Source organism: Paenibacillus ginsengarvi, assembly GCF_003626695.1.
GTDB lineage: Bacteria > Bacillota > Bacilli > Paenibacillales > NBRC-103111 > Paenibacillus_AB > Paenibacillus_AB ginsengarvi.
On record NZ_RBAH01000045.1, the window covers coordinates 17,939 to 39,850 of the forward strand.

Sequence of the window (21,912 nt, forward strand, 5' to 3'; positions counted from 1 at the left end):
GGGTGTGCGAGTTGACTGGCAGAACAGAACAACTTTCGGGAAAAGCATTCGGAGCTACCATGTTTATGTTCCTCGTCGGCAGCTCGCTAACCATACCGCTAGCAGCTGTCGCTGTACAGGACGCCTGGATCAGCATTTTGGCCGGGATGTTTGTTTCGCTCGGATTCGCAGTGGTGTACACCCGATTATGCCTAAGGTTTCCCGGCAAATCGCTTGTTCAAATTGCCGAAACGTTGTTAGGCCCTTGGGCAGGCCGGTTGATCGGATTATTGTATGCGATGTACAGTCTTCATCTCGGCGCGCTTGTACTTCGAATATTTATGGATTTCATCACGGATGTAGCTTTGCCCAAAACACCGCCTGTCTTTATCGAATTGATGATGATGGGCGTCGTGCTGTGGGCGGTTTATGCGGGTATTGAGGTGATCGGCCGCTGCGCCATGATCATTTTGGTGCTTGTTTTGTCCGAAGTGGCGCTATCGGTGCTGCTGATGAGCAAAGATTTTCAGTTTGCCAATCTATTGCCTGTGCTTGATAAAGGATGGAGCCCGGTCGTCGAGGGCGCTGTGGAGATGATCGGGTTTCCGTTCGGAGAAACGGTCCTGTTTGCGATGATTATCCCCCATTTGAATCATGTCGGCAAAGCTACCAAAACCGTCATGCTGACGCTTGGAGCCGGCGCCCTTTTGCTGCTGATCGTCAATGTGAGAAATTTGCTTATACTCGGGAGCTTGTCCTCGCGCATGATTTATGCCAGCTACACGGCGTACCAGTACATCTCCATTTCGGATTTTCTGGATCGGGTAGAGCCTTTGTCGATTATTACCTTAATGCTGGGCGGTTTTGTCAAATTATGCGTGTGCTTATATGTCTCTTCGCGATCGCTTGCCGATCTGATTCGCCCGGTCCAGTATCGTCCGCTGTTGGTCCCAATTGCTCTGCTGATGGTGGAGCTGTCCCGCATCGTTTATGAGTCGGGTACGGAATCCGTACAGTTCAGCCTGTGGGTATGGCCCTGGTATTCCTTGCCGTTCCAACTGCTGATTCCGCTGGCGCTGCTGATCGTTGCGATCCTCTGGGGCAAAAAAGAACAAGCCGGCATCATGCCGACAAGGGGAGGCGCTTCATGATCTGGCAATCGGCTCTGTTCCTGCTTGCATTCGGAGGTCTGACCTGGATGCAAATTCGTCGTGAAATTCGGAGTAAACGCTACAAGACGGTATTCCTGTATAGCGCAGTGATGCTGATCGCCATCTCCCTCGGTTTGTGGGAGTTGTCCGGCGCACATGTGCCGAGCCCGCATCGGCCTCTGGAGGCGGCGTTCAAGGCTTTTGGGCGGGGGCTGTTTCACGGGCAGTGAAGATCGTGCTACAATTCCGCTCCGGTGTTTTTGAAGAGCTGCAACTGCCTATCCATACATGGTTTAGTTTTGAATAACTCATTTTGAAAGGATAAAGAATCCCCTATCGGCCGTTAAGCCGGTAGGGGATTTTTGCGTTAATAGGCCGGAGCATCAGCGAGTACCGTTTGAGGCTACTGTCCAGCAATTCGTTTCTAAATTCCAATTTTCATGAAAAAGGTCCATCCTGAAAATACCCCAAAAAAACATAACTTTCCCCCGAAATCTTACATAGATCGAAAGCGCCGTTTTTCTTAAGATGAAACAGAAAGCGGAACCAACTATAACGAATTGGAGCGAAACATTTGGAACAGAAACCGAATTTACCGAACAGGATCGGCGAGGGAGGATTGTTCGCATTCTCCGGGATGGACGGGGAGACTCAGTCGTTATCTGGATTTACCGCCACTTGGGGGGCGGCACCGTATTCTCTGCTGTTTCATACGCGGAGACGGCGGATCCTGCTTCTGGGCGTATCAGCGGAAACGACGGAAACCGTTTTTGTTACCGGCGATGCTTGTAAGCTTCGGTCGTCAGCGGGTGAATTGGATATCGCCTATTCGGCCTGGCATACGCTAGTCGGCCGCAGTCGGATTGGGGAGCCGCCTACATTGCTGGAGGAAGACGGGACCGAGGCGGAGGTATGGTCTTCGGAGGTAAGAATGACCGGCGATGAAGAGAAGCAGGAGTATATCGCCTTGTCCGTGCGAGGGGAACGATTCGGCCTCAGTTACGGGAAAACCGCGGAAGAAGCTGCGGCAAGAGCGCTGGCGGGCCTTGGTAGCGATGTAGCAATGGAGATAAAACGAAGACTGGAGATGTACGGGAATATTCCGTCAGTACCGGATGCGAACGATGCGCGGCTGCTGCACAAATGCTTCAGCGTGATGAAAGTGAATACGTTATCCGCCGAAGGCGCCATCCGGCACATGTGGTCGACGCCCGATCGGGTGCCGCACAAGGATATGTGGCTGTGGGATACCGTGTTTCATTCACTGGCGATGAACGAGCTGGATGCGGACGTTTCCTGGCAATGTCTGCAATCCATGCTGGACACGGCACGGCCGGACGGGATGATTGTCCATCATGTATCGGCTTCGGGCAAGCTTAGCTCCATCACTCAGCCTCCAATCCTAGCTTGGGGCGTCTGGTCGAACTATTTGGCCGCACCCGATCTGGCCAAGCTGAGATACGCCTTGCCCGTTCTGGAGCGGTATCTGGAGTGGGATATGGCTAACCGGGACGTTAGTGGCAACGGCCTGCTGGAGTGGGCGATCGAGGGGAACGTCAACTGCCGGTCCGGCGAATCCGGCATGGACAATTCGTCTCGGTTCGACGAGGCTTTGCAGCTCGATGCGGTCGACTTCTCCACCTTTATCGCTTTTGATATGGCCTGCACAGCGAACATCGCGGAGAAGCTAGGCCTGCTGGATAAGGCTGAATATTGGCGCGCTAAAGCCAAAACGGCTGCCGATCGCATCAAGACCGAGCTGTGGGACGAAACGGACGGTTTCTATTACGATAAGCGAATGGACGGCCGATTTACGAAAGTCAAAGCGGTCAGCGGTTTCCTTCCTTTGCTGCTGGAGGATACGCCGCAGGCTCATGTCGATCGGCTCGTGGACATTCTGCAGCACCCCGAGCATTTCGGCACGGTGTACCCGATCCCGAGTATAGCCGTATCCGAACCGGCCTGGGGAACGGATATGTGGAGAGGCCCGACGTGGATCAATATGAACTATTTGATTATCGAAGGCTTGCGGCTGCATAAGCGGTACGAAGAAGCGGACCGATTGGCCGAACGGACAATCGAGCTGGTCCGCCGCTATTATGAGAAGTATGGCGTCGTATTCGAATATTACGATTCCAAGGACGAGCGTCCTCCTGTCGAATGCGATCGCAAAGGGCCGAACAGAGGCAAGTACGATATCCGCAGCAAGGTGGATTCGATTCGCGATTACCATTGGACCGCTGCACTCACCGCTTGCCTGATTCTGGATCGATACGGCGTCAGGAAATCGGGACGAATCGCTTCCGGTATTCCTTCGGTGTGAAGCCGCTCTGTTCTTTGAACACTTTGTCAAAATAGTTGATATTGCAAAATCCGCATCGTTCGGCGATTTCGGTTATCGGGATTTCCCGGTCGACAAGAAGCCGCTTCGCCTGTTCGATGCGGATGCGAGTCAAATATTGGACCGGCGGCATGCCGAACACTTTTTTGAACATGCTGGAGAAGTGGTACAGGCTCATATTGACGGTTTGACAGACGGAGTCCATATATACTTTGCCGGCAAAATGCCGCTCCATATAATCGACGGCGGGCCTCAGCCTGTGAAAGTAGACTGCGTGCTTGTCCGGATCGCCGCTTCGCGGATCGTGCCGAAACTGTCGCAGCAAAGGGGTCATCATCCGGTATATACAAGATAAAATGCCGATTTCGTAGGCGGTTTCCTGCTTCGCATACTCTTCGTACGCCTTGGTCATGGCGTCGGTCAGCTCCGGGCAAAGCGGGTCAAACGGCGCGTAATAATTGCGAACGATGTTTGCTCCGGTGAACAGGGAGAAAGCTTGCCGGATTTCCAAATTGTCCGCTGCAAGGAACAGCAGCGATTTGTCAAACACCATGCCTTGAAGAATACCGGCGCCCGCCGTAGTGGCGGAATGGATCTGGTTGCTGTTAATAAAAAAGATGTCACCGCAGGCGGCTTCGAACGTTTCGTTGTCGATATGGACGGTGACCGGTTCCTTCAGGATGCGGATAAATTCGAGATGCTCGTGCCAATGGGCTTGGACCAGATGAGGAGCCTGCTGCTGAACCGACATTTTGAACGGAAAGCGCTTTCCTTCGAATGTTTCTTTCTTCTTCCTGATTTCTTCCATGCCTGACCCGCCTTTCCGCCGTCTAGATCAGTTTCATTGTATCATAACCGATCGGGTTTCTTGTCTTGATCGCAAAAAAACATAACATTATCGCGGAATTCTGGTAGGAAAACGTTTATAAAAGGGGGATTACCATGTTTGCTCGTCGTTTGAAAATATATGTTATCATCGGGATTGCCGCCGTTATGGCGGGATGCTCGGGAGGAAGTCCGAAGCCGTCTTCACAGGCAGACGAAGCGCCGCAAGGCAAGGTGGAAGTGTCTACAGAGCCGGTGACGCTTAGCTTTTTTATGGAAGGAAATGCGTCGGTGCTTGCCGACCAGATCCAGGAGCTGGTCAGTAAGAAGTTTCCGCACATCAAGCTGAATACGACGGTCAGCGGCAAAGTCAAAATCGACGATTTCATCGGCGCGGGTCAAGTGCCGGATCTGATCTCGTTTTCGCTCGGCGGCGTCACGAAGCTGAAGGAGCTCGGGCTCGTTACCGACTTGACGCCGCTGATCAAGAAGCACGGATTCGATCTGACGCGTCTTGCCGCAGGAGTGGAAGAAACCGTGCGTTCGTTCTCGGACTATGACGGCCGCTTTATTTTAATGCCATTCGAGCTGAACAACAACGCCCTGTTTTTCAACAAAACGATTTTCGACAAGTTCGGCACCCCTTATCCGAAAGACGGCATGACATGGGAAGGCTTGCTCGACACCGCCAAGCAGGTCACCCGGATGGACGCGGGCGTGCAGTACAAAGGATTCCGCTTCGAAGAGACGAACCTCGTGTTCAAAAACCAGCTCGGCCTCGCTTTCGTCGATCCGAAGACGCAAAAGGCGGCGGTTAACACGGACGGCTGGAAGCGCTGGCTCGATACGATGACGGCGTTCCATGCGATTCCGGGCAACGCCCTGAACACGAAAGTGTCCGAGAAGGACGAATTTTTGAAGGAGCAAATATTGGCGATGCGGACCGGCCCGAACTATATGAGCGAGCTGCCGGCTGCAGCCAGCAAAGGGGGCTTTGACTGGGATGTCGTATCGCTGCCCGATTTCAAAGGCTTCGAGGGCAAAGGCTCGCAGTTCAATGCGCCGTACTATGTGATTCCGCCTACAAGTAAATATAAAGATCAGGCGTTTCAAGTGATCGATTATATGATGTCCGAAGAGGTGCAGGCGATCATGTCCAGAAAGGGCAGACTGCCGATCGTCAAAAGCGATAAGGCGAAGAACGAGTTCGGCGCCGGCATCGAAGGGCTGAACGGGAAAAATCTGCAAGCTTTCTTCAAGGATACGGTCGCGAAGCCGGCTCCGGCCACCCTTTACGACACGATCGCAAAAACGACCCTGGTCACTAAAGGAATACGCGGTATTGCCGTAGAAGGTAAAGATACCAACACGGCGCTTCGGGAGACGGAGGAAGAGATTAACAAGCAGATCGAAGCCGTCAAGGCGGCATCCAAGTAACAGGAGCCATTGCGGGAGTCGTCCCCGCGCCAGAGCGTTTTTGGACATATACCGGTGAAGCGAGGAGAGAAACCCATGACCACAAGGGATACGAAATACGATATCGTCGTCGTTGGTGCGGGGGTGGGCGGCATATGCGCCGCTCTGGCCGCCGCCCGGCTGCGGAGGAAGGTGCTGCTGCTGGAAGAGAGCAAGGAGATTGGCGGAACGGGCGTCCATTCCGCGGTCTCGCTCATTTGTTCGTTCCGGGACAAGGACGGAAGACCGATCAATACCGGCATACACCGCGAGCTGTTTCCGCAGGCGTATACGGCCTGCAAAGGACTGTTCGACGCCGAGGAAACCGTCCCGACTTATGACGAGAAAGAGCTGAAGCGGACGTACGAGCATTTGCTGAAGGCGGAACCGCTGCTAACGGTATGGACCGACAGCCGGGTTACCGGCGTCAGGGCAGATTCGTCAAGCGGCAAAATCTTGGATCTGGACGTCGTATCCGGAGAAGGAGAAGATTTTGCGGTTCGCGCAGACTTCTTTCTCGATGCAACGGCGGACGGCAATCTCAGCGCCTTGGCCGGAGCCGACTTCCAGATGGGGCGGGAAGAGGACGGCAAGCTTCAGACGGCGACCGTTACATTCAAAATGATCGGCTTCGATCCGTCCAAGCTGCAAAATCCGCGGTTTACGACTTGGAGCGGCATTCATTCGCTAAGGAAGGAGCTTACGGTTTATTACCAGCAACTGAAGGACGAAGGCGGGACGCGCAATCCGCGACCGAGCGTTCTTTGCTTCCCGTATCCGGACGGCCGCGGCGTTTTGTTCAACTCTACGGCGATAACGGATGTCGATCCGACTAGCGCGGAATCGGTTGCCGCAGGGATGAGGGAAGGTACGGAGCAGGCGCTGCAGCTGGCAAGCGCGGTTAAGCGTCACCCGGCCTTCGCCGAAGCGGAGGTCGAATTTATCGCCCCGAAGCTGGGCGTCCGCGAGGGCAGACGAGTGATCGGCGACTATATGCTGACGGCGGACGACTGCCTGAATGCCCGCAAATTCGACGACATGGTAGCCGCCTGCGCCTACAGTCTGGATATTCACGACCCGCTTGGCGGCGGAGCCAAACTCGTGAAGATCGGCGGTCCAGGCTACTATCATATCCCGTACCGGTCGCTGATCGCCAAGGGCTGGAAAAACTTGCTGCTCAGCTCCCGCTGCATCAGCGGCACGCATGAGGCGCACAGCTCGTACCGCGTCATGTCGGGCGTAAGCGCGATCGGCGAGGCGGCGGGAACGGCGGCGGCGCTCGCAATCTGGTCGAAGGCGGACGATGCGAGGGACGTACCGGCCGCCCGTATCCGTTATGTGCTCCAGGCCGGAGGCCAGTTTGTTGAAGGAAATGTGGAAAAAGTTCCGCTGAAATAAGAGGTAAATATCGAAGGCGAAGCGTCGGAAAAACATAGGAAGCCCTGTCGAAACAGACGGGCTTCTTTTTTATTTTCATCTTTGAAAATATTCAATACGAAAATTTTGTAATAATTCGACATTATGAACGAAAAACAACCAAATTTCCGATATTTAATAATAAAATCTCATTCGGGAATTTATTATTACTGATTATCTCGTTAAATCTATATTTTGCAAAATTGCCGGAATTGGCAGTTAGGGGGAGGATCTGGGAGGGATTTTCTGGAAGGGTCTGTTAATTGCCGCTTACAACGGGTGAAGCGGGTTGAGGACGGCTCAGCCCAGATTACCGGGGATGAGCGATCAATGGTAATCATGCTACCCTTATACGGGGCCCCAAAAAAGCAAAAAGGAGATTTTCAATGAGAAGGTTGATTTCGTACGCGCTTTGGTTGTCACTCTGTATCGTGCTGGCAAGCTGCGCTTCCTCAAACACGGGCGGTCAAACTAAGGCAAACGGTGAAACTCCGACGAAACAAGAAACAACTTTGGACAAAGCGAAGCGGGAAGGTTATGTCAAGGTCGGCTTCGCCAATGAGAAGCCATACGCTTACGCAACGCCCGACGGGAAGCTGACCGGAGAAGCGGTTGAGATCGCGAGGATCGTGTTGTCCAATATGGGCATCAAGGACATGGACGGGGTGCTGACGGAGTTCGGTTCCTTGATTCCGGGCCTTAAGGCGAAACGGTTCGATGTGATTACAGCCGGCATGTTCATTAACCCGGAGCGGAGCAGGGAAGTTTCCTTCGCCAATCCGGAGTACAGCATCGGCGAGGCCATCGCCGTTCAGAAAGGAAATCCTCAAAATTTACATAGTTACAAAGACATAGCGGCGAACAAGGATGTGAAGGTTGCGGTTATGGTCGGAGCGATTGAAAACGACTATTTGACCAAATCGGGAGTGAAAAAGGAGCAGATCGTGACCGTGCCCGATCAGCCGTCGGCCGTCTCCGCTCTGCAGGCGGGACGCGTTCAGGCGATTACGATGACGGGACCTTCCCTTCAGGCGGTGCTCGAATCCGCCAAAGACGACAATATGGAACGCGTTATGGATTTCAAGCAGCCCGAAATCGACAACAAGAGCGTACGGGGTTACGGCGCCGCCGCCTTTCGCAAGGAAGACGATACCTTTCGGGAAGCGTTCAACCAGGAACTGGAGAAGCTCAAGCAATCGGGCAAGCTGCTTGACATCTTGAAGTCGTTCGGTTTTACGGAGCAGGAGATGCCGGGCGATATGACGGCCGAGCAGCTCGCGAAGGAATAGCGCATGTTTACTGCGGCCTCTTTGCTGGAATTTATGCCGTTATTGCTGCGAGGCGCTCTTGTCACACTCGAAGTTACCTTGTACTCGACCGTGCTGGCCTTGATCCTTGCCTTCCTGGCCGGGTTTCTGCAGCTGTCCAAGTTCCGCGGCCTGCGCGTTCTGAGTACGGTTTACGTTGAACTGTTCCGGGGAACTTCGCTGCTGGTTCAGCTGTTCTGGCTTTACTTCGCGCTTCCCATCCTGTTCGATATTCGAATGCCGGCGATGGTTGCGGCTGTAGCTGCCATCGGCCTGAATTACGGCGCATACGGCTCGGTTGTAGTGCGCAGCTCGATCCTGGCGGTGCCGAAGGGACAATACGAAGCGGCTACGGCACTAAACATGAGTCCGGCGATCCGAATGCGCAAGGTCATTTTGCCTCAAGCGCTGCCGCTTATGCTGCCCGCCTTCGGCAATCTGCAAATCGAGCTGCTCAAAGGAACTTCGCTCGTTTATCTGATTACACTTATGGAACTGACGTATCAGGGGATGATTCTTCGTTCTTACGACAGCTCCAAGACGTTGGAGATTTTCGCTCTGCTTCTGCTTATGTATTTCGTTCTCGCGTATGCGCTGACCTGGATCGTCCGGTTATTGGAACGCAGAGCGACGAGGGGGAGGGCGTAGCATGTGGAGCTGGTCTTACGCATTTGAGATTTTACCCGAGCTGCTGAAAGTATTGCCGATTACGATAGTCGTAACGGTGGCCGGATTTGGCGCGGCTTGCCTACTCGGCTTGCCCTTGGCGCTGGCGCGAAGATCTTCGTACAAGATCGTTGCGTATTCGGCCAAAGGGTGGATCGGATTCATACGGAGCACGCCGCTGCTCATTCAGCTGTTTGTGCTGTTTTACGCGCTGCCGCTGTACGGCATCTCTTTATCGCCGTTTCTGGCCGGCGTTCTGGGACTCGGCATCCATTACAGCACGTACTTGTCGGAGGTGTTCCGCTCGGGGATCGAGGCGGTGCCGAAGGGACAATGGGAGGCGGCCAGAGCGCTGAATTTCGGGAAACGACTGACATGGACTCGTGTCATTTTACCGCAAGCGGTGCCGCCCGTCGTTCCGGTCATGGGGAACTATTTCATCACGATGTTTAAGGAGACGCCCGTGCTTTCGGCGATCACGCTGGTCGAGCTGCTGCAAACGGCCAAGGCGATAGGGTCGGGGTCGTTCCGCTATCTGGAAGCTTTTACGCTTGTCGGCTTATTGTTTCTCATACTCAGCTATCCTTCATCCCTGCTTGTCGGCAAGCTGGAAAAACGGCTGCAGCGAAACTAGGAGGGGGTGCTTATCCGAATGAACAAGGTAGCGGAAAATAGGGAAGCTTTTGCGGAAGGGCGCGAGCCGATCGTCAAATATCGCAAGATCGGCAAATCGTACGGTTCCGTAGATGTACTAAGCGAGATCGATCTGGATCTGATGCCGGGAGAAAAGGTGGCCGTCATCGGACCTAGCGGCTCGGGCAAAACGACGCTGGCGAGAATGCTGATGACACTGGAGCGCCCGACGGCGGGCACGATTGAGGTGGACGGCGAGCTGCTTTGGCACGAAAAGCGCCAGGGCAAGCTCGTCCCCGCCAGCGAGAAGCATCTGCACCGGGTGAGAAGCAAAATCGGGATGGTGTTCCAGCATTTCAATCTGTTTCCGCATATGACGATTATGCGCAATGTGACGGAAGCTCCGATCCACGTGCAAGGAATGGGGAAAGCGGAAGCGATTCGTATGGGCTTGGACGTTCTGGAGAAGGTGGGGCTTGCGGATAAGAAAGACGAATATCCTGCCCGATTGTCCGGGGGACAGAAACAGAGAGTAGCGATCGCCAGAGCGGTGATGATGAAGCCGAGGGTGATGCTGTTCGATGAAGCTACATCGGCCCTCGATCCGGAGCTTGTAGGGGAAGTTCTCGCCGTCATTAAGGACTTGGCTGCAGCCGGAGACATGGCGATGATGCTGATTACGCACGAGATGGATTTCGCCAGGGATATTGCGGATCGCGTAATTTTTACGGACGGCGGCTCGATTGTGGAGCAAGGAACGCCCGAAGACCTATTCGAGAGGCCGCAAAGCCCAAGGCTCCAATCGTTTCTGAGCCGCTTCAGACAGTCCTGGTTTATGGGAGGCATCCCGGAGGCTTCGATTTCTGCAGAGAAGAGGGGATAGACATGTCCATGATACAGACGAAGGCGGAAGCTGGACGGATTCAGATCAGGGCGCCGCTGGCGGAGGACGGGCGTTTGATATGGAAGCTGGTTGCCGACAGCGGCAATCTGGACGTCAATTCCGCGTACTGCTACATGATGCTGTGCGAGTATTTCCGGGATACGTGTCTCGTCGCGGAGGAGGACGGTGCCATCGTCGGCTTCGTCTCCGCCTTTCTGCGGCCGGACCGGCGGGATACGTTGTTCGTATGGCAAATCGCCGTTGCCGGGGCGCATCGGGGGCGAGGCATCGCTCGAACGCTGCTGCACAAGCTGGTGAACGGGAAAGCCTGCCGCTCGGTGCGAACGGTAGAAGCTACCGTTTCGCCTAGCAATACGGCGTCCCGCCGGTTGTTTGCAAGTCTCGCCGAAACGCTAGCTTGTGCGCATACGGTGACGAAGGGGTTTCCTTCCTCCTTTTTTCCGCAGGAGCACTCGCATGAAGAGGAACCGTTAATCCGGGTCGGGCCGATTCCCGCACGAAACTACTGGAGAGGAGCTTGACCATGAAACTGATGAATCCGGAGCAACCGCTGCTTCAAGTGTTTGAAACGATGGAATCGGAGGTTCGCAGCTACTGCCGGTCGTTTCCTGCCGTTTTTGTCAAAGCCAAGGGGTACCGGCTATGGGATACGGCCCAAAACGAATATATCGATTTTTTTGCCGGAGCGGGAGCGCTGAACTACGGGCATAACCATCCAGCCATGAAACAAAAGCTGATTGACTATTTGCAAAATGACGGCGTTACGCACTCTCTGGATATGGCGACGGAAGCCAAAGAACGGTTTTTGCGGCGTTTCTGGAGCGTCATTCTGGAGCCGCGGAAGATGGAGTACAAGGTGATGTTCCCCGGGCCGACAGGGACGAACTCGGTGGAAAGCGCGCTGAAGCTCGCCCGCAAGGTGACCGGACGAACCACCGTCATCGGATTTACGAACGCATTCCACGGGATGACGCTAGGGGCGCTGGCGGTTACGGGGAATACGTTCAAGCGGCAGGGTGCGGGCGTTCCCCTTCATCATGCGGTCTCCATGCCTTATGACGGGTATTTGGGCAAAGACATCGATTCGCTCGATTATTTGGAAAGTTATCTGAACGACAGCGGCAGCGGGGTTTCCAAGCCTGCGGCGATCATAACCGAAACGATTCAAGGGGAAGGCGGCATCAATGTCGCCGGGGTTAAGTGGCTGCAGCGACTCGAACGCATCTGCAAAGACAACGGAATCCTGCTCATTGTGGACGATGTTCAGATGGGATGCGGTCGTACGGGAACGTTCTTCAGCTTCGAGCAGGCGGGAATCCGGCCGGATCTGGTCTGCATGTCGAAATCGATCGGCGGTTACGGGCTTCCGATGGCGCTCACGCTTATTCGGCCCGAGCTGGATATTTGGCAGCCGGGGGAGCATAACGGAACGTTCCGGGGGAACAACTTGGCGTTTGTGGCAGCCGAGGAGGCGCTCCGCTACTGGGAAAACGATATATTCGCCAAAAGTATCGAGTCGAAAGGGATGCTCGTGAACCGTTTCTTGAACGAGCTGGTCCGGCTTCATCCCGAGCTGCAAGGAGAAGTGCGGGGAAAAGGGCTCATGCAAGGGATTGCCTTTGCGATCCCCGGGATGGCGGAGCGGCTGTGCAAGGCGGTTTTTGCCAAAGGGTTGATTATGGAAACATCCGGCACGGACAGCGAGGTAGCCAAAATCATGCCGCCGCTGACGATCGACGAAGACGGACTGCGTGCGGGGCTCCACATCGTGAAGGAAAGTATGCGGGAGCTATATGAGAACCCGGAGCGGAATTAGACGTGAGCAGGACGGAGTCGCCGTTTGGGCGGCTCCTACTATCCAATCGAACGGAGGAGCAACCGCTATGATCGTTAGAACGCTTACCGATGTAATCGGAACCGAGCATGACGTGGACACACCAACGTGGAGCAGCAGGCGGCTGCTGCTGAAGAAGGACGGCGTCGGATTTTCGCTGCACGATACGGTGATCAAGGCCGGGACGGAAACGGAAATCTGGTACAAAAACCATATCGAGGCCGTTTATTGCATCGAAGGACGCGGCGAGATCGAGGTTGTCGGGGAAGGTACCGTTTATCCGATCGAACCGGGAACGCTGTATGTGCTGGACGGTCACGAGAAGCATTTGCTCCGAGGCGCAACGCAAATGAGAATGATCTGCGTGTTTAATCCTCCTTGTACGGGAACGGAAGTTCATGACGAAGAAGGAACGTATCCGATTATCGATTAATGGAGAAAGGGGCTGGCATGTAAAATGATCTCTAGTACGCATGATTTGTATCCGTCGAGGATGTACCCAGAACCGAAGCTGCTCGAGCGGCAGGACCCCGTCGTTTATAACCGCCGCATCCAGCAGTCGGAGATTCAGGAGGAGCAGCTGGCTTTTTACGAACGGAACGGCTATTTGTTTCTGGATCGTTTCTTTGACGAAACCCAGGTGGCCGAATGGAAAAAAGAGCTGAAAGCCTTGCTGGAGCTAAACAAACATGCCGATAAACCGGAAGTGATCCGGGAGCCGGGCAGCGAGGAAATCCGTTCCGTATTCGCGGTTCACCGGGATTACCCGGTGTTCCGGAATATAACGCAGCATCCGGGCATCCAGGCGATTGTGAAGCAAATACTCGGGAGCGAGGTGTACGTTCACCAGTCCCGCATCAATGTGAAGAAGGGATTCACGGGCAAAGAGTTTTACTGGCATTCGGATTTCGAAACCTGGCATACGGAGGACGGCATGCCGCGCATGAGAGCGCTCAGCTGTTCGATCGCGCTGGAGGATAACAACGCCAACAACGGCCCGCTTATGATAGTGCCGGGCTCGCACCGGACATTCGTATCATGCGTCGGGGAAGCGCCCGACGAGCATTACAAATCTTCGCTGCGGCGCCAGGAATACGGAGTACCCGACCAAGAGAGTCTCCGGCATCTGGTCTCGCAAGGAGGGATCGAGGCACCGACAGGCAAGGCCGGTTCGATCGTATTGTTCGATTGCAATGTGATGCATGGCTCCAATAGCAATATTACCCCTTACCCGAGGAGCAACATATTCATCGTGTACAACAGCGTCGAGAACAGGCTGCAAACGCCATATTCGGGAAAACAGCCGCGGCCTGACTTTATTGCAACTCGTTCATAGATCGCGAATTAAAGAGAGTCGTCGAACAGACGGCTCTCTTTTCGTTTGTAAATCTTAGCCCGAAACGGGACATTTTCTGGGGAAAGATGTCCGCTTCGTTGATTGTTGCTGTAATTGGTTTCCACTACACTTGGGGTCATAGGGAGGTGGAGCCAGAGGCTTAATCAAGGATCGGGGGGCTCGCGTCGGCCTGATGCCTGCTTCTGTACTCGGCCGGGGTCATTCCCGTCTTTTGCTGGAACAGGGCATAGAAACGGTGGGTCGAGGCGCATCCGACTTCCCCGGCGATATGCTCGATCGACAGCCCGCTTGTCCGCAGCAGGTCTTTGGCCACCTCGATCCGCGTATCGAGTAGCTTTTGCTTAAAGGACGTTTGGAAATGCTTCCGGAGAAACCGGTTGACCTGCTTGGTGCTCAAATTCAATTGCGCGGCGAGCATGTCCAAGGTCAGATGGTGGCGGTAATTCATGAAAAACACGTCGATGATATGGGAGCGCAAATCGTCCTTGACCCGTTTCGGCATGGCATAATCGGCAGCCGTTCCGTTATCCAGACGAATTGCGCGTGCGACGCGAACGATAATTTGCGCAAACAAGCTGTGCACATTCGTGTACGAGCCGAGCGAAGGCGTTTCGATTTCCGAGCGGATTTCGTCCACAAGGCGGAACAGCGGGTCCTGATTCGTAGGAGCGGGCAAGCGGCAGCAGGTGACGGAGTTTAGCACGGCTTCCAGTTGCTCCGATTCCTCCCGGGGGAACCATAGCTCGTTCTCGTTATCGCTGCGAAAGGTAAATCGCAGTGTACTGCGAACGACGGGATTGCGTTCGTCCGGCTGGACCGCATGGAAGATGTTCGGCCCGATCAGATGAATGGAACCGGTTTCAAGGATCTGTTCCGTTTCGTCGAAGATCAGTTTGCCGGAGCCGGACCAAACGAATTGAAGCTCGAAGGCGGCGTGATTATGCTTCTCCTGCACGTACCGGAGCGGCCGGGGAACGATATTGTCGTTGAGCAGAACGTCAAACAGCAGCGAGCCGATGCGAACCTTGATATTTAAACGATCCCAGAACGTGGTGAGAGCCGGATCGCGCGAATGCACTATGGGTACCCCCTTTCGGCAGACAGTCTGGATTATTTTAACACAGGGGCGGTCAAGTACGTCAATGCAAGGTGGTAAAAAACAGGAACAAACGCAAACCCAAATGAGATGAGGGATATCGATATGCCCAAACAGGCAACAACCAAAACGGCCCTTGCATCGGCACTGGTCCTGAGCTTACTGGCGGGATGCGGCGGCAAGGGGAACGGACCGAACGGCACGGACGAGGCCGGAGCAAGCAGCAATCCCGGAAAGCCCGAAACGGCAACTAGCGGCCCGGCGGAGGTCGTGTTTTATTCCAACAGCGGTCTGGCGCCGGAGCAGTTCAATACCCGCTACGGCAACAAGCTGAGGGAGAAATTCCCCAACTACACGATCAAATACATTCAGCAGGTCGGAGCGGGAACGCGAATCGCGGAAATGGTCACCGCCAAAACGCCGTTCGATATTTATTTCGCCAATGTCGGCTCGTTCGAGAACGAAGCGCTTCAATACGGCGTGCAGTCCGATATGACCGAGCTTGCCAAAACCCACAAGCTGGACCTGAACCGATTCGACCCGTCCGTTATAAGCGGTGTAAAGTCGTCTTCGAATGGCTTGTATGCGCTTCCGATTCATACCGATACGATGGTGCTGTATTACAACAAAGACATTTTCGATAAATTCGGCGTTGAATACCCGAAAAACGGCATGACCTGGGACGACATGTACGCGCTGTCCAAACGGCTGACACGCAAGGACGGCGATACGCCCTATATCGGGTATGCTCCTTTCCCGACCTATATGTTCTACATGAACCCGCTCTCCATCCCCGTCATGGACGAAAAGAACGAACGGCCTACGATCAACAAAGACAGCCGTTGGCGTACTTTTTTCCAGAAGCTGCTGATCGAACCGACGGAAATGCCGGAAGTGAGAGCCTATCTGGACAATTTGAAGAAAAACAAAAGCCATATCGTCAATGCGTTCATGAAGGACCGCACCACGGGGATGATCACTTATGTATCGGCTCTGGCTCCGACTTGGCCGAATGAGATGGGCGCTTTCAACTGGGACTGGGTGTCGGCACCGACGCTTAAGGAACAGCCGGGTGTCGGCTCGCAGCCGTATACGTTTTACTTCGGCATAACGAACATGGCCAGCAATAAAGATGCGGCTATGGAGGTACTGAAGTATATGGTGTCCGACGAATTTCAGTTGTCGCTGGCGAAGATGGGTTACTTGCCGGTTGTGCAAAGCCAGGACGTCAAGCGGGCGCTCGGGCAGGAGACGGCGTTTAAGGATAAAAACTGGCAAGCGATGTTTTACAACAAAATGGCTCCCGTTCCGGTCAAAGGCATCTACGAAAACCGAGTTGTCGGCGTATACAACGGCTTCGCGGAACAGGCCATGCTCGGCACGCTGGATGTGAATACCGCACTGCGCCAAGCGGAGGAAAGCACGGTGGTTAAGCTGGACGAATGGAAACGATAAGGAGCGTGTGTGATGTCTAAACGAAACAGAACGGCTCGCGCTATGTCGATGTTATTGCTGCTTGGTTTGTTGTTGCTGCCTTTCACGACGGTTTCGGCGAATATCGAATCCGGCCAGCCGGATGTGACCGTGGCGAATGGCGGAGCGCGTAATACGTACTTCCCGGATGTAGAGAAGCTTCAGAACGGGGATTTGATCGTCGTGTACTACGATAGTCCCGCGCATACGTCCCAGACCGGGCGTATTGCTATGGTTCGCAGCACAGATGAAGGACTGACGTGGTCCAACCCGGTTACCGTTGCAGACTCGGTGTACGACGACCGGGACCCAAGCATCATGCAGATGAGTGACGGGACGCTGCTGCTCACTTACTTTTCTACGGACTGGAATCAGACACCGTCGAAGATTTTGGGTACGTTTATGATTCGTTCCACGGATAACGGGCTGACCTGGTCCAGTCCGGTTATGGTGGAGACGAAGCTGGATTATGCGGCGATCACTTCGAAAATCGTGCAGCTGAACAACGGTGATCTGCTCATTGCCCGCTACGGCAAAATGCCGGGACATTGGCAGTCGAAAATTATGATTGGCAGAAGCACGGACGGAGGCTTCAGCTGGCCGCAAGCCAACGAGGTGGAAATCCCGAATCCGTTCGGGACGAACTGGGTCGAGCCTGTCCTGGCGGATCTCGGGAACGGCCACTTGATGGCGATCATCCGGACGGCAAAATTTGCACACGAAACCCATTCGTACGATAACGGGCAAACGTGGACGACACCGGTTCCAACCGATATGGTCGCTCATGCGTCGTATTTACTCGTTCTTGAGCCGGGAAATCCGAACTCCAACCTGCTCCATACGTGGGGAGATTACTCGGATCAATATGCATTTGGCCGGCCTGTCGTCGGTCAGATCATTCAGGCAGACGGGTCAGCCGTATCCGAGCGAGTTTTAATGTATGCCGGGCATTGTGGAGACGAGAGTTACCCGAGCAGCGTTAGACTCGACGATGGGCGTATTTTTACGGTATACTACGACTCCTGCGCCAAACAGATCGCCGGAACGTTCAGCACAGTGAACGATTTTCTGAACTATGAGGCGCCAGCAAACATCTGGGACGATGCAACAGGAAAGCTAGATTTGTGGAGGATGTATGCGAACGGAAATTTGCAGATTACGACAGATATGAACTACACGAGTAACTACTTCGCTCCGCGCGGCGCGATAGACGGCAACCCGACGTATTTGTATGCTGCCGCCAAATTACAGGCAGGCGCAAGCACATACTGGTCGATGGAGATGGATCAAGCTTACCCGATCGCTAAAATCGGCGTCGTACTGAACCCGCGCTACAAGGAAAGCGCCAACATTTATTTGTCCGCCGACGGGGTGAACTGGGGCAGTCCGTTAGCCAGCTTCAGTTCTGTCATTATGAGCCAGATGGAATATATCGTGCTGGATCAACCCGTTTATGCGAAATACGCAAAGGTGGAAATCACGGATTCAAGCGTGAATAATGTTTTGGCTGAGTTCGCCCTGTTCGTCCCGCCCGATACCGGTACGACTGGTGCCATGCTGAAACAATTGACCCGGCACAGGCAGGCGGGCGGAATCAACACCGTATTTGCCGATCAGCTGGCGTATCGCTTGGCTATCATCCAGCAGCTTGTCGGCCAGAACGCCAATTCGGCCGCTACAGCGTATATGCAGGATTTTCTGCAAGCGATTGGCGACCCGTCTGTGACCGGACAGCAGCTCATATCGGAAGCGGCAGCCGCAGCGCTGCGTACGGAAGCAGGGCTGTTCATGCAGCGGATGGTTTGATCAAAAAGCTGTAGAGTTAAAAATAGGTTATGGAGGTTGCTATGACAGACGTTAAGGAACATGCGATGGTATTTGGCGAACCCGTTCCGATCCGGACCGAATACGGCCCGATTGCGTTCGGGCTTGTAATAGCAGGCTCGATGGTCAGCTGGTCGGCCGAGCATGCGAAAGATTTGCTGATCAGCCGCATTTGGTCGGGCCTTTATTTGTATCCGACCGAGCGGTTGCAAGACAGCGAGCTGGACATTTCGCCGAAGCTGGTATGCAAAAACAAATTTGTCCCGACCATGGGCATGCCGGCCGACTGGAATAGAGACGGCGAGGACGATCTGATCGTATCCGACCGGTACGGATTTTTGTATTGGTTTGAACGAAAAGGAACGTATCCCGATATAACATTCGAGTTCGTTGAGCGAGTGCGGGACAGCCGATCCGGTTTGCTGCTTAATATCCCATACGAACATCCGAATCAAACGAGCGGCGACGGAAACGGGTATATCGACTTGAACTTTTACAATTACCTTTATCCGATGGTATATCCCCGCCCAGAGGGGCAAGCGATCGATCTGATCGTCGGCGATATGTCGGGTTGCCTTTGGTGGCTGCCTGACGGGAGCGGGGGCGAAGATCGGCCGGAATATACCGGTACGGTTTATACGAAAGCTTTGGAAAAGTCGAGGGCGCAGTACGGAAAAGCTTTATTGGAGTCGTATGGCATGGAATACGTACGGCCGGCCGAAAAAATCGGCGATGAGGACGGGGTGCCATTCCTGCTTGGGGACGGTTTCGAGGATGGCAAAAGCTTCCCCGGTTTTTTTACAAGACCCGTGCTTTATCGCAATCCGCAAACCGCCTCCGACGATCTGCTTGTGCTCGCCGGGTACGGGCTGCCGAAGCTGATCTACTTGCAGCGGGTGCATACGGACGAAGGAGGCAAACCCGTATTCCGAAACCTGGGCGAAGTCCGGATCGATGGATTGGACAAAACGATGTTCGGGCTGTTTTCCTTACATGCGAAGCTGATCGTTGACCAGACGGATAGCGGCAACGACCTGCTGCTTACGGCTGGAACCCATATTTTGCGGCTGCGGTACAAGCGGACCGGCGGTGTTGTGCCGGCTTACGAATGCATCGGTCCGATCAGCGGTCGGAATGTAACCACCTCCGGCTACAACTATTCCGAAGTGCTGGAAGATCGGCGCAGCGGCAAGCGTTACTTGGCGGATAGCACCTGGACGCATGTGGAAATACGAGAAATTATCACTACGAAGGAAGGCGTTTATTTAGCTGCCGAAACCACGGCAGTGGAGGACCAAAACGGCGTTTTTCACATGGAAGGCGAAACGGACGCCCAAGAATCCCCGCATAGCGGCTTTCATCAAATTGCCAAGTGGGACTTCGACGGCAGCGGCCGCCAGCATTTGATTGCAGGCAGCGACAAAGGTTTGTTGTTTCTGCTCATCGATGAGGGCGAGGCGGGGAACGACGGGAGATTCCGGTTTCGCTCCGCCGGTCCGCTGAAGGACAGCGAGGGCAATGTTTTGCGGATTCATAACCGGGTATGTCCGGCGGCCGTGGATCTGGACGGAGACGGGACCGAGGATCTGATCGTAGGTGGAGCGACGTATCAAGGCGGATTCCGGAGTGATCCGAATCCCGGAGCGGGCGTTTATTATATGCTGAACAAAGGCGTCGGTCCGGACGGACTGCCGATTCTCGAACCGGCCCGAACACTGCCGATAACCGGCCACGAGCTGATCGTGACGACCAATCGCATGATCGAGATTCAAGCCGTCGATCTGGACGATGACGGGTGCAAAGAAGTGATCATCATGTCCGGCGCCGACGGGCAAACCGCCCGGGTATACAAGCCGGAACATCCGCTCGGATTGCGTTATACGGGAAAGATCGTGCCGGGCATGGGGCTGCTCAAACGCGTTCTGGATTTGGACGGGGACGGCGAGCTGGAGCTGGTTTACGGCGGAGGCGAGCCGGGCGTGGCGTATTATTGGAAAACGAATAAACAATAGACTGAAGGAGAAAAGAGGCAGAAGTTTTGAAGACATCGGACATGTTTTCGCTAAAAAACAAAGTTGTTGTAGTAACAGGCGGCAGCGGGTATCTCGGTTCATCTGTCGCAGAAGGCTTGCTGGCTATGGGCGCGCAAGTGGCTGTTGCGGACCGGACGGAGTGGAGCGGCTTATCGTCATGGAGCGATCAAGGATACTGGGCGCATTGCGATGTCTCGGATACCGCGTCTGTTCAGGAGATGTTCCGTCAAACGAAGGAAAAGTTCGGCCATATCGACGCGCTCGTGAACATGGCGACATACGGGGCCGGGTATGGTCCGGCCGGAACCGTCGACCGGATGACGGACGAGGATTGGCGGATCGGGGTTGACGGCGCCCTCGGCACCGTATTCCGCTGTACGCGTGAAGTCATCCCTTATTTACGGGAGAACGGCGGAGGGAGCATCGTCAACTTCGCTTCCATGTACGGCGTCGTTTCCCCGGACCCGCGCATCTATGGCGACAGCGGAGCCAACAATCCGCCCAATTACGGGGCGGGGAAGGCGGGAGTGCTTCAGTTGACGAGGTATTGCGCCGCTCATCTCGCTGCGGACCAAATCCGGGTCAATAGCATCACACCCGGCGCTTTTCCAAATCCGGCCCAGCAGGCGAATCAGAACGAGTCGTTCCGGCGGCTGCAGCGAGAGAAGATTATGATGGGCCGAGTGGGTACGCCACGGGAAATTGTCGGCCCCGTCGTTCTGCTCGTATCGGACGCTTCGAGTTATATGACCGGGTCCGACATTACCATCGACGGCGGCTGGACGACTTGGTGATATAGGCGGCGGCTTATCAGGCGAGGCATTAATGGGAGACGATAGTGAAATTAGACAAGGGAGCATGCGGCCGCCGCAGTTGCTCCCTTCTTCATTGTTGTATGGAAGTTTGGTTCAGCTATAGTAGATTTTATTTCCAGATTTATAGTTTAGATGTTAAAATGGAATTAAATTTAATGAATAAGGGGTAGTAGGAGGTAGTGTCAGTACATTCGCTAAAAAATGCAAGGGCTTTAAGCTAAAAACAAAAGTCTACCACTCATCTGCCAACTTCATGTGGTCCATATGTATGAAAAATTTTGGAGGATGTGAATGCTTATGAGAAAGGTTACTATTCAATCTAGACTAGGTGAAATAACTGGATACAGAAATGATGAGTTTGCCTATTTTGATTTGTTCCATTCTAAAGTAGGCAGAGATGTCAGACATTTTGTCTTATTGAAGCTGAATATAAAGTTAATGTACGAACCGTATGATTGGATGAAAAATGAATGGTACGCAGATTTAATAGCAATAGAGTACCTGGAAAATGACGTTATCCGTCTTAAGGATTTGTATTTGGATATTTATATCGAAGGGAACGGTCCGACGTATCGATTAGTGGACTTCGAAGATCTGGCTCAAGCATTGATGAATAATGAAACAAACGTTCAGGAAATAGAGGAGCCTTTAAAAAACCTGCAACTTTTTTTAAATAACTCAACTTTCGCAGCTTAAATTACCGAATAAACCCTTAATGTATAAGGGCAAATCGGCCATCCACTCTTGGAGTTGACACAATACCGTTTGTTTGGTGCGTTTGCTTTTTGCTTCAGCCATATCTA

At 53.9% G+C, this 21,912-nt stretch carries 20 protein-coding genes; 18 read left to right on the forward strand and 2 right to left on the reverse strand.

Annotation, left to right across the window (positions count from 1 at the left end):
* Window positions 1-11 precede the first annotated feature (11 nt).
* The 3 genes from D7M11_RS34355 (at window position 12) to D7M11_RS34365 (ending at window position 3,453) form a co-directional block, all read left to right on the forward strand.
* Window positions 12-1,130, forward strand: coding sequence for a GerAB/ArcD/ProY family transporter (locus tag D7M11_RS34355; RefSeq protein WP_120751789.1), 1,119 nt, complete (start codon window positions 12-14; stop codon window positions 1,128-1,130).
* Window positions 1,127-1,360, forward strand: a complete 234-nt coding sequence (locus tag D7M11_RS34360) for a hypothetical protein (RefSeq protein ID WP_120751790.1) — start codon at window positions 1,127-1,129, stop codon at window positions 1,358-1,360. The genes D7M11_RS34355 and D7M11_RS34360 overlap by 4 nt, the downstream gene beginning before the upstream one ends.
* 344 nt (window positions 1,361-1,704) lie before the next feature.
* The gene (locus D7M11_RS34365) at window positions 1,705-3,453 is read left to right on the forward strand and encodes an amylo-alpha-1,6-glucosidase (protein ID WP_120751791.1); all 1,749 of its coding nucleotides are present in this window, start codon (window positions 1,705-1,707) and stop codon (window positions 3,451-3,453) included.
* On the opposite strand, the gene D7M11_RS34370 is transcribed toward D7M11_RS34365, so the two are convergent.
* Window positions 3,410-4,279 carry an AraC family transcriptional regulator gene (locus D7M11_RS34370; protein WP_120751792.1) on the reverse strand — a complete coding sequence of 290 codons (870 nt, stop codon included), beginning with the start codon at window positions 4,277-4,279 and terminating at the stop codon, window positions 3,410-3,412. The two genes, D7M11_RS34365 and D7M11_RS34370, sit on opposite strands and share 44 nt — an antisense overlap.
* Before the next feature lie 134 nt (window positions 4,280-4,413).
* On the opposite strand from D7M11_RS34370, the gene D7M11_RS34375 reads away from it, so the two are divergent.
* From D7M11_RS34375 to thpD, 10 genes are all read left to right on the forward strand, one after another.
* Window positions 4,414-5,733, forward strand: coding sequence for an ABC transporter substrate-binding protein (locus D7M11_RS34375; protein WP_120751793.1), 1,320 nt, complete (start codon window positions 4,414-4,416; stop codon window positions 5,731-5,733).
* Between the two features lie 75 nt (window positions 5,734-5,808).
* Window positions 5,809-7,149, forward strand: a complete 1,341-nt coding sequence (locus D7M11_RS34380) for an FAD-dependent oxidoreductase (protein WP_120751794.1) — start codon at window positions 5,809-5,811, stop codon at window positions 7,147-7,149.
* Window positions 7,150-7,553: 404 nt separating this feature from the next.
* On the forward strand, window positions 7,554-8,456 hold the full coding sequence (gene ehuB, locus D7M11_RS34385) for an ectoine/hydroxyectoine ABC transporter substrate-binding protein EhuB (RefSeq protein WP_120751795.1): 903 nt from the start codon (window positions 7,554-7,556) through the stop codon (window positions 8,454-8,456).
* A gap of 3 nt (window positions 8,457-8,459) precedes the next feature.
* Complete coding sequence (ehuC, locus tag D7M11_RS34390) at window positions 8,460-9,122, forward strand: ectoine/hydroxyectoine ABC transporter permease subunit EhuC (RefSeq protein WP_120751796.1); 663 nt, start codon at window positions 8,460-8,462, stop codon at window positions 9,120-9,122.
* A gap of 1 nt (window position 9,123) precedes the next feature.
* Complete coding sequence (gene ehuD, locus D7M11_RS34395; protein WP_120751797.1) at window positions 9,124-9,774, forward strand: ectoine/hydroxyectoine ABC transporter permease subunit EhuD; 651 nt, start codon at window positions 9,124-9,126, stop codon at window positions 9,772-9,774.
* An 18-nt stretch (window positions 9,775-9,792) separates the two neighbouring features.
* The gene (ehuA, locus tag D7M11_RS34400) at window positions 9,793-10,656 is read left to right on the forward strand and encodes an ectoine/hydroxyectoine ABC transporter ATP-binding protein EhuA (RefSeq protein ID WP_120751798.1); all 864 of its coding nucleotides are present in this window, start codon (window positions 9,793-9,795) and stop codon (window positions 10,654-10,656) included.
* Window positions 10,657-10,658: 2 nt separating this feature from the next.
* The gene (gene ectA / locus D7M11_RS34405) at window positions 10,659-11,198 is read left to right on the forward strand and encodes a diaminobutyrate acetyltransferase (protein ID WP_120751799.1); all 540 of its coding nucleotides are present in this window, start codon (window positions 10,659-10,661) and stop codon (window positions 11,196-11,198) included.
* A 2-nt stretch (window positions 11,199-11,200) separates the two neighbouring features.
* The gene (gene ectB, locus D7M11_RS34410; protein WP_120751800.1) at window positions 11,201-12,493 is read left to right on the forward strand and encodes a diaminobutyrate--2-oxoglutarate transaminase; all 1,293 of its coding nucleotides are present in this window, start codon (window positions 11,201-11,203) and stop codon (window positions 12,491-12,493) included.
* A gap of 67 nt (window positions 12,494-12,560) precedes the next feature.
* Window positions 12,561-12,944, forward strand: a complete 384-nt coding sequence (locus tag D7M11_RS34415) for an ectoine synthase (RefSeq protein WP_120751801.1) — start codon at window positions 12,561-12,563, stop codon at window positions 12,942-12,944.
* Window positions 12,945-13,004: 60 nt separating this feature from the next.
* A complete protein-coding gene (gene thpD / locus D7M11_RS34420) occupies window positions 13,005-13,847 on the forward strand; it encodes an ectoine hydroxylase (RefSeq protein ID WP_275671763.1) in 843 nt (280 codons plus the stop codon).
* A gap of 160 nt (window positions 13,848-14,007) precedes the next feature.
* On the opposite strand, the gene D7M11_RS34425 is transcribed toward thpD, so the two are convergent.
* Window positions 14,008-14,946, reverse strand: coding sequence for an AraC family transcriptional regulator (locus tag D7M11_RS34425; protein ID WP_120751803.1), 939 nt, complete (start codon window positions 14,944-14,946; stop codon window positions 14,008-14,010).
* Between the two features lie 123 nt (window positions 14,947-15,069).
* Between D7M11_RS34425 and D7M11_RS34430 the strand changes: the two genes are divergently transcribed.
* The 5 genes from D7M11_RS34430 to D7M11_RS34450 all read left to right on the forward strand — a co-directional run bounded on the left by D7M11_RS34430 (window position 15,070) and on the right by D7M11_RS34450 (window position 21,805).
* The gene (locus D7M11_RS34430; protein ID WP_158606993.1) at window positions 15,070-16,419 is read left to right on the forward strand and encodes an ABC transporter substrate-binding protein; all 1,350 of its coding nucleotides are present in this window, start codon (window positions 15,070-15,072) and stop codon (window positions 16,417-16,419) included.
* Window positions 16,420-16,431: 12 nt separating this feature from the next.
* Window positions 16,432-18,243: an exo-alpha-sialidase gene (locus tag D7M11_RS34435; protein ID WP_120751805.1), complete on the forward strand. Its 1,812-nt coding sequence runs from the start codon at window positions 16,432-16,434 to the stop codon at window positions 18,241-18,243.
* A 41-nt stretch (window positions 18,244-18,284) separates the two neighbouring features.
* Window positions 18,285-20,273 (forward strand): FG-GAP repeat domain-containing protein, encoded by a 1,989-nt coding sequence (locus D7M11_RS34440; RefSeq protein ID WP_120751806.1) that lies wholly within the window; start codon window positions 18,285-18,287, stop codon window positions 20,271-20,273.
* Window positions 20,274-20,314: 41 nt separating this feature from the next.
* Window positions 20,315-21,088, forward strand: coding sequence for an SDR family NAD(P)-dependent oxidoreductase (locus tag D7M11_RS34445; RefSeq protein ID WP_120751808.1), 774 nt, complete (start codon window positions 20,315-20,317; stop codon window positions 21,086-21,088).
* Between the two features lie 318 nt (window positions 21,089-21,406).
* Window positions 21,407-21,805, forward strand: coding sequence for a DUF402 domain-containing protein (locus D7M11_RS34450; RefSeq protein ID WP_147433548.1), 399 nt, complete (start codon window positions 21,407-21,409; stop codon window positions 21,803-21,805).
* Window positions 21,806-21,912: the final 107 nt, after the last annotated feature.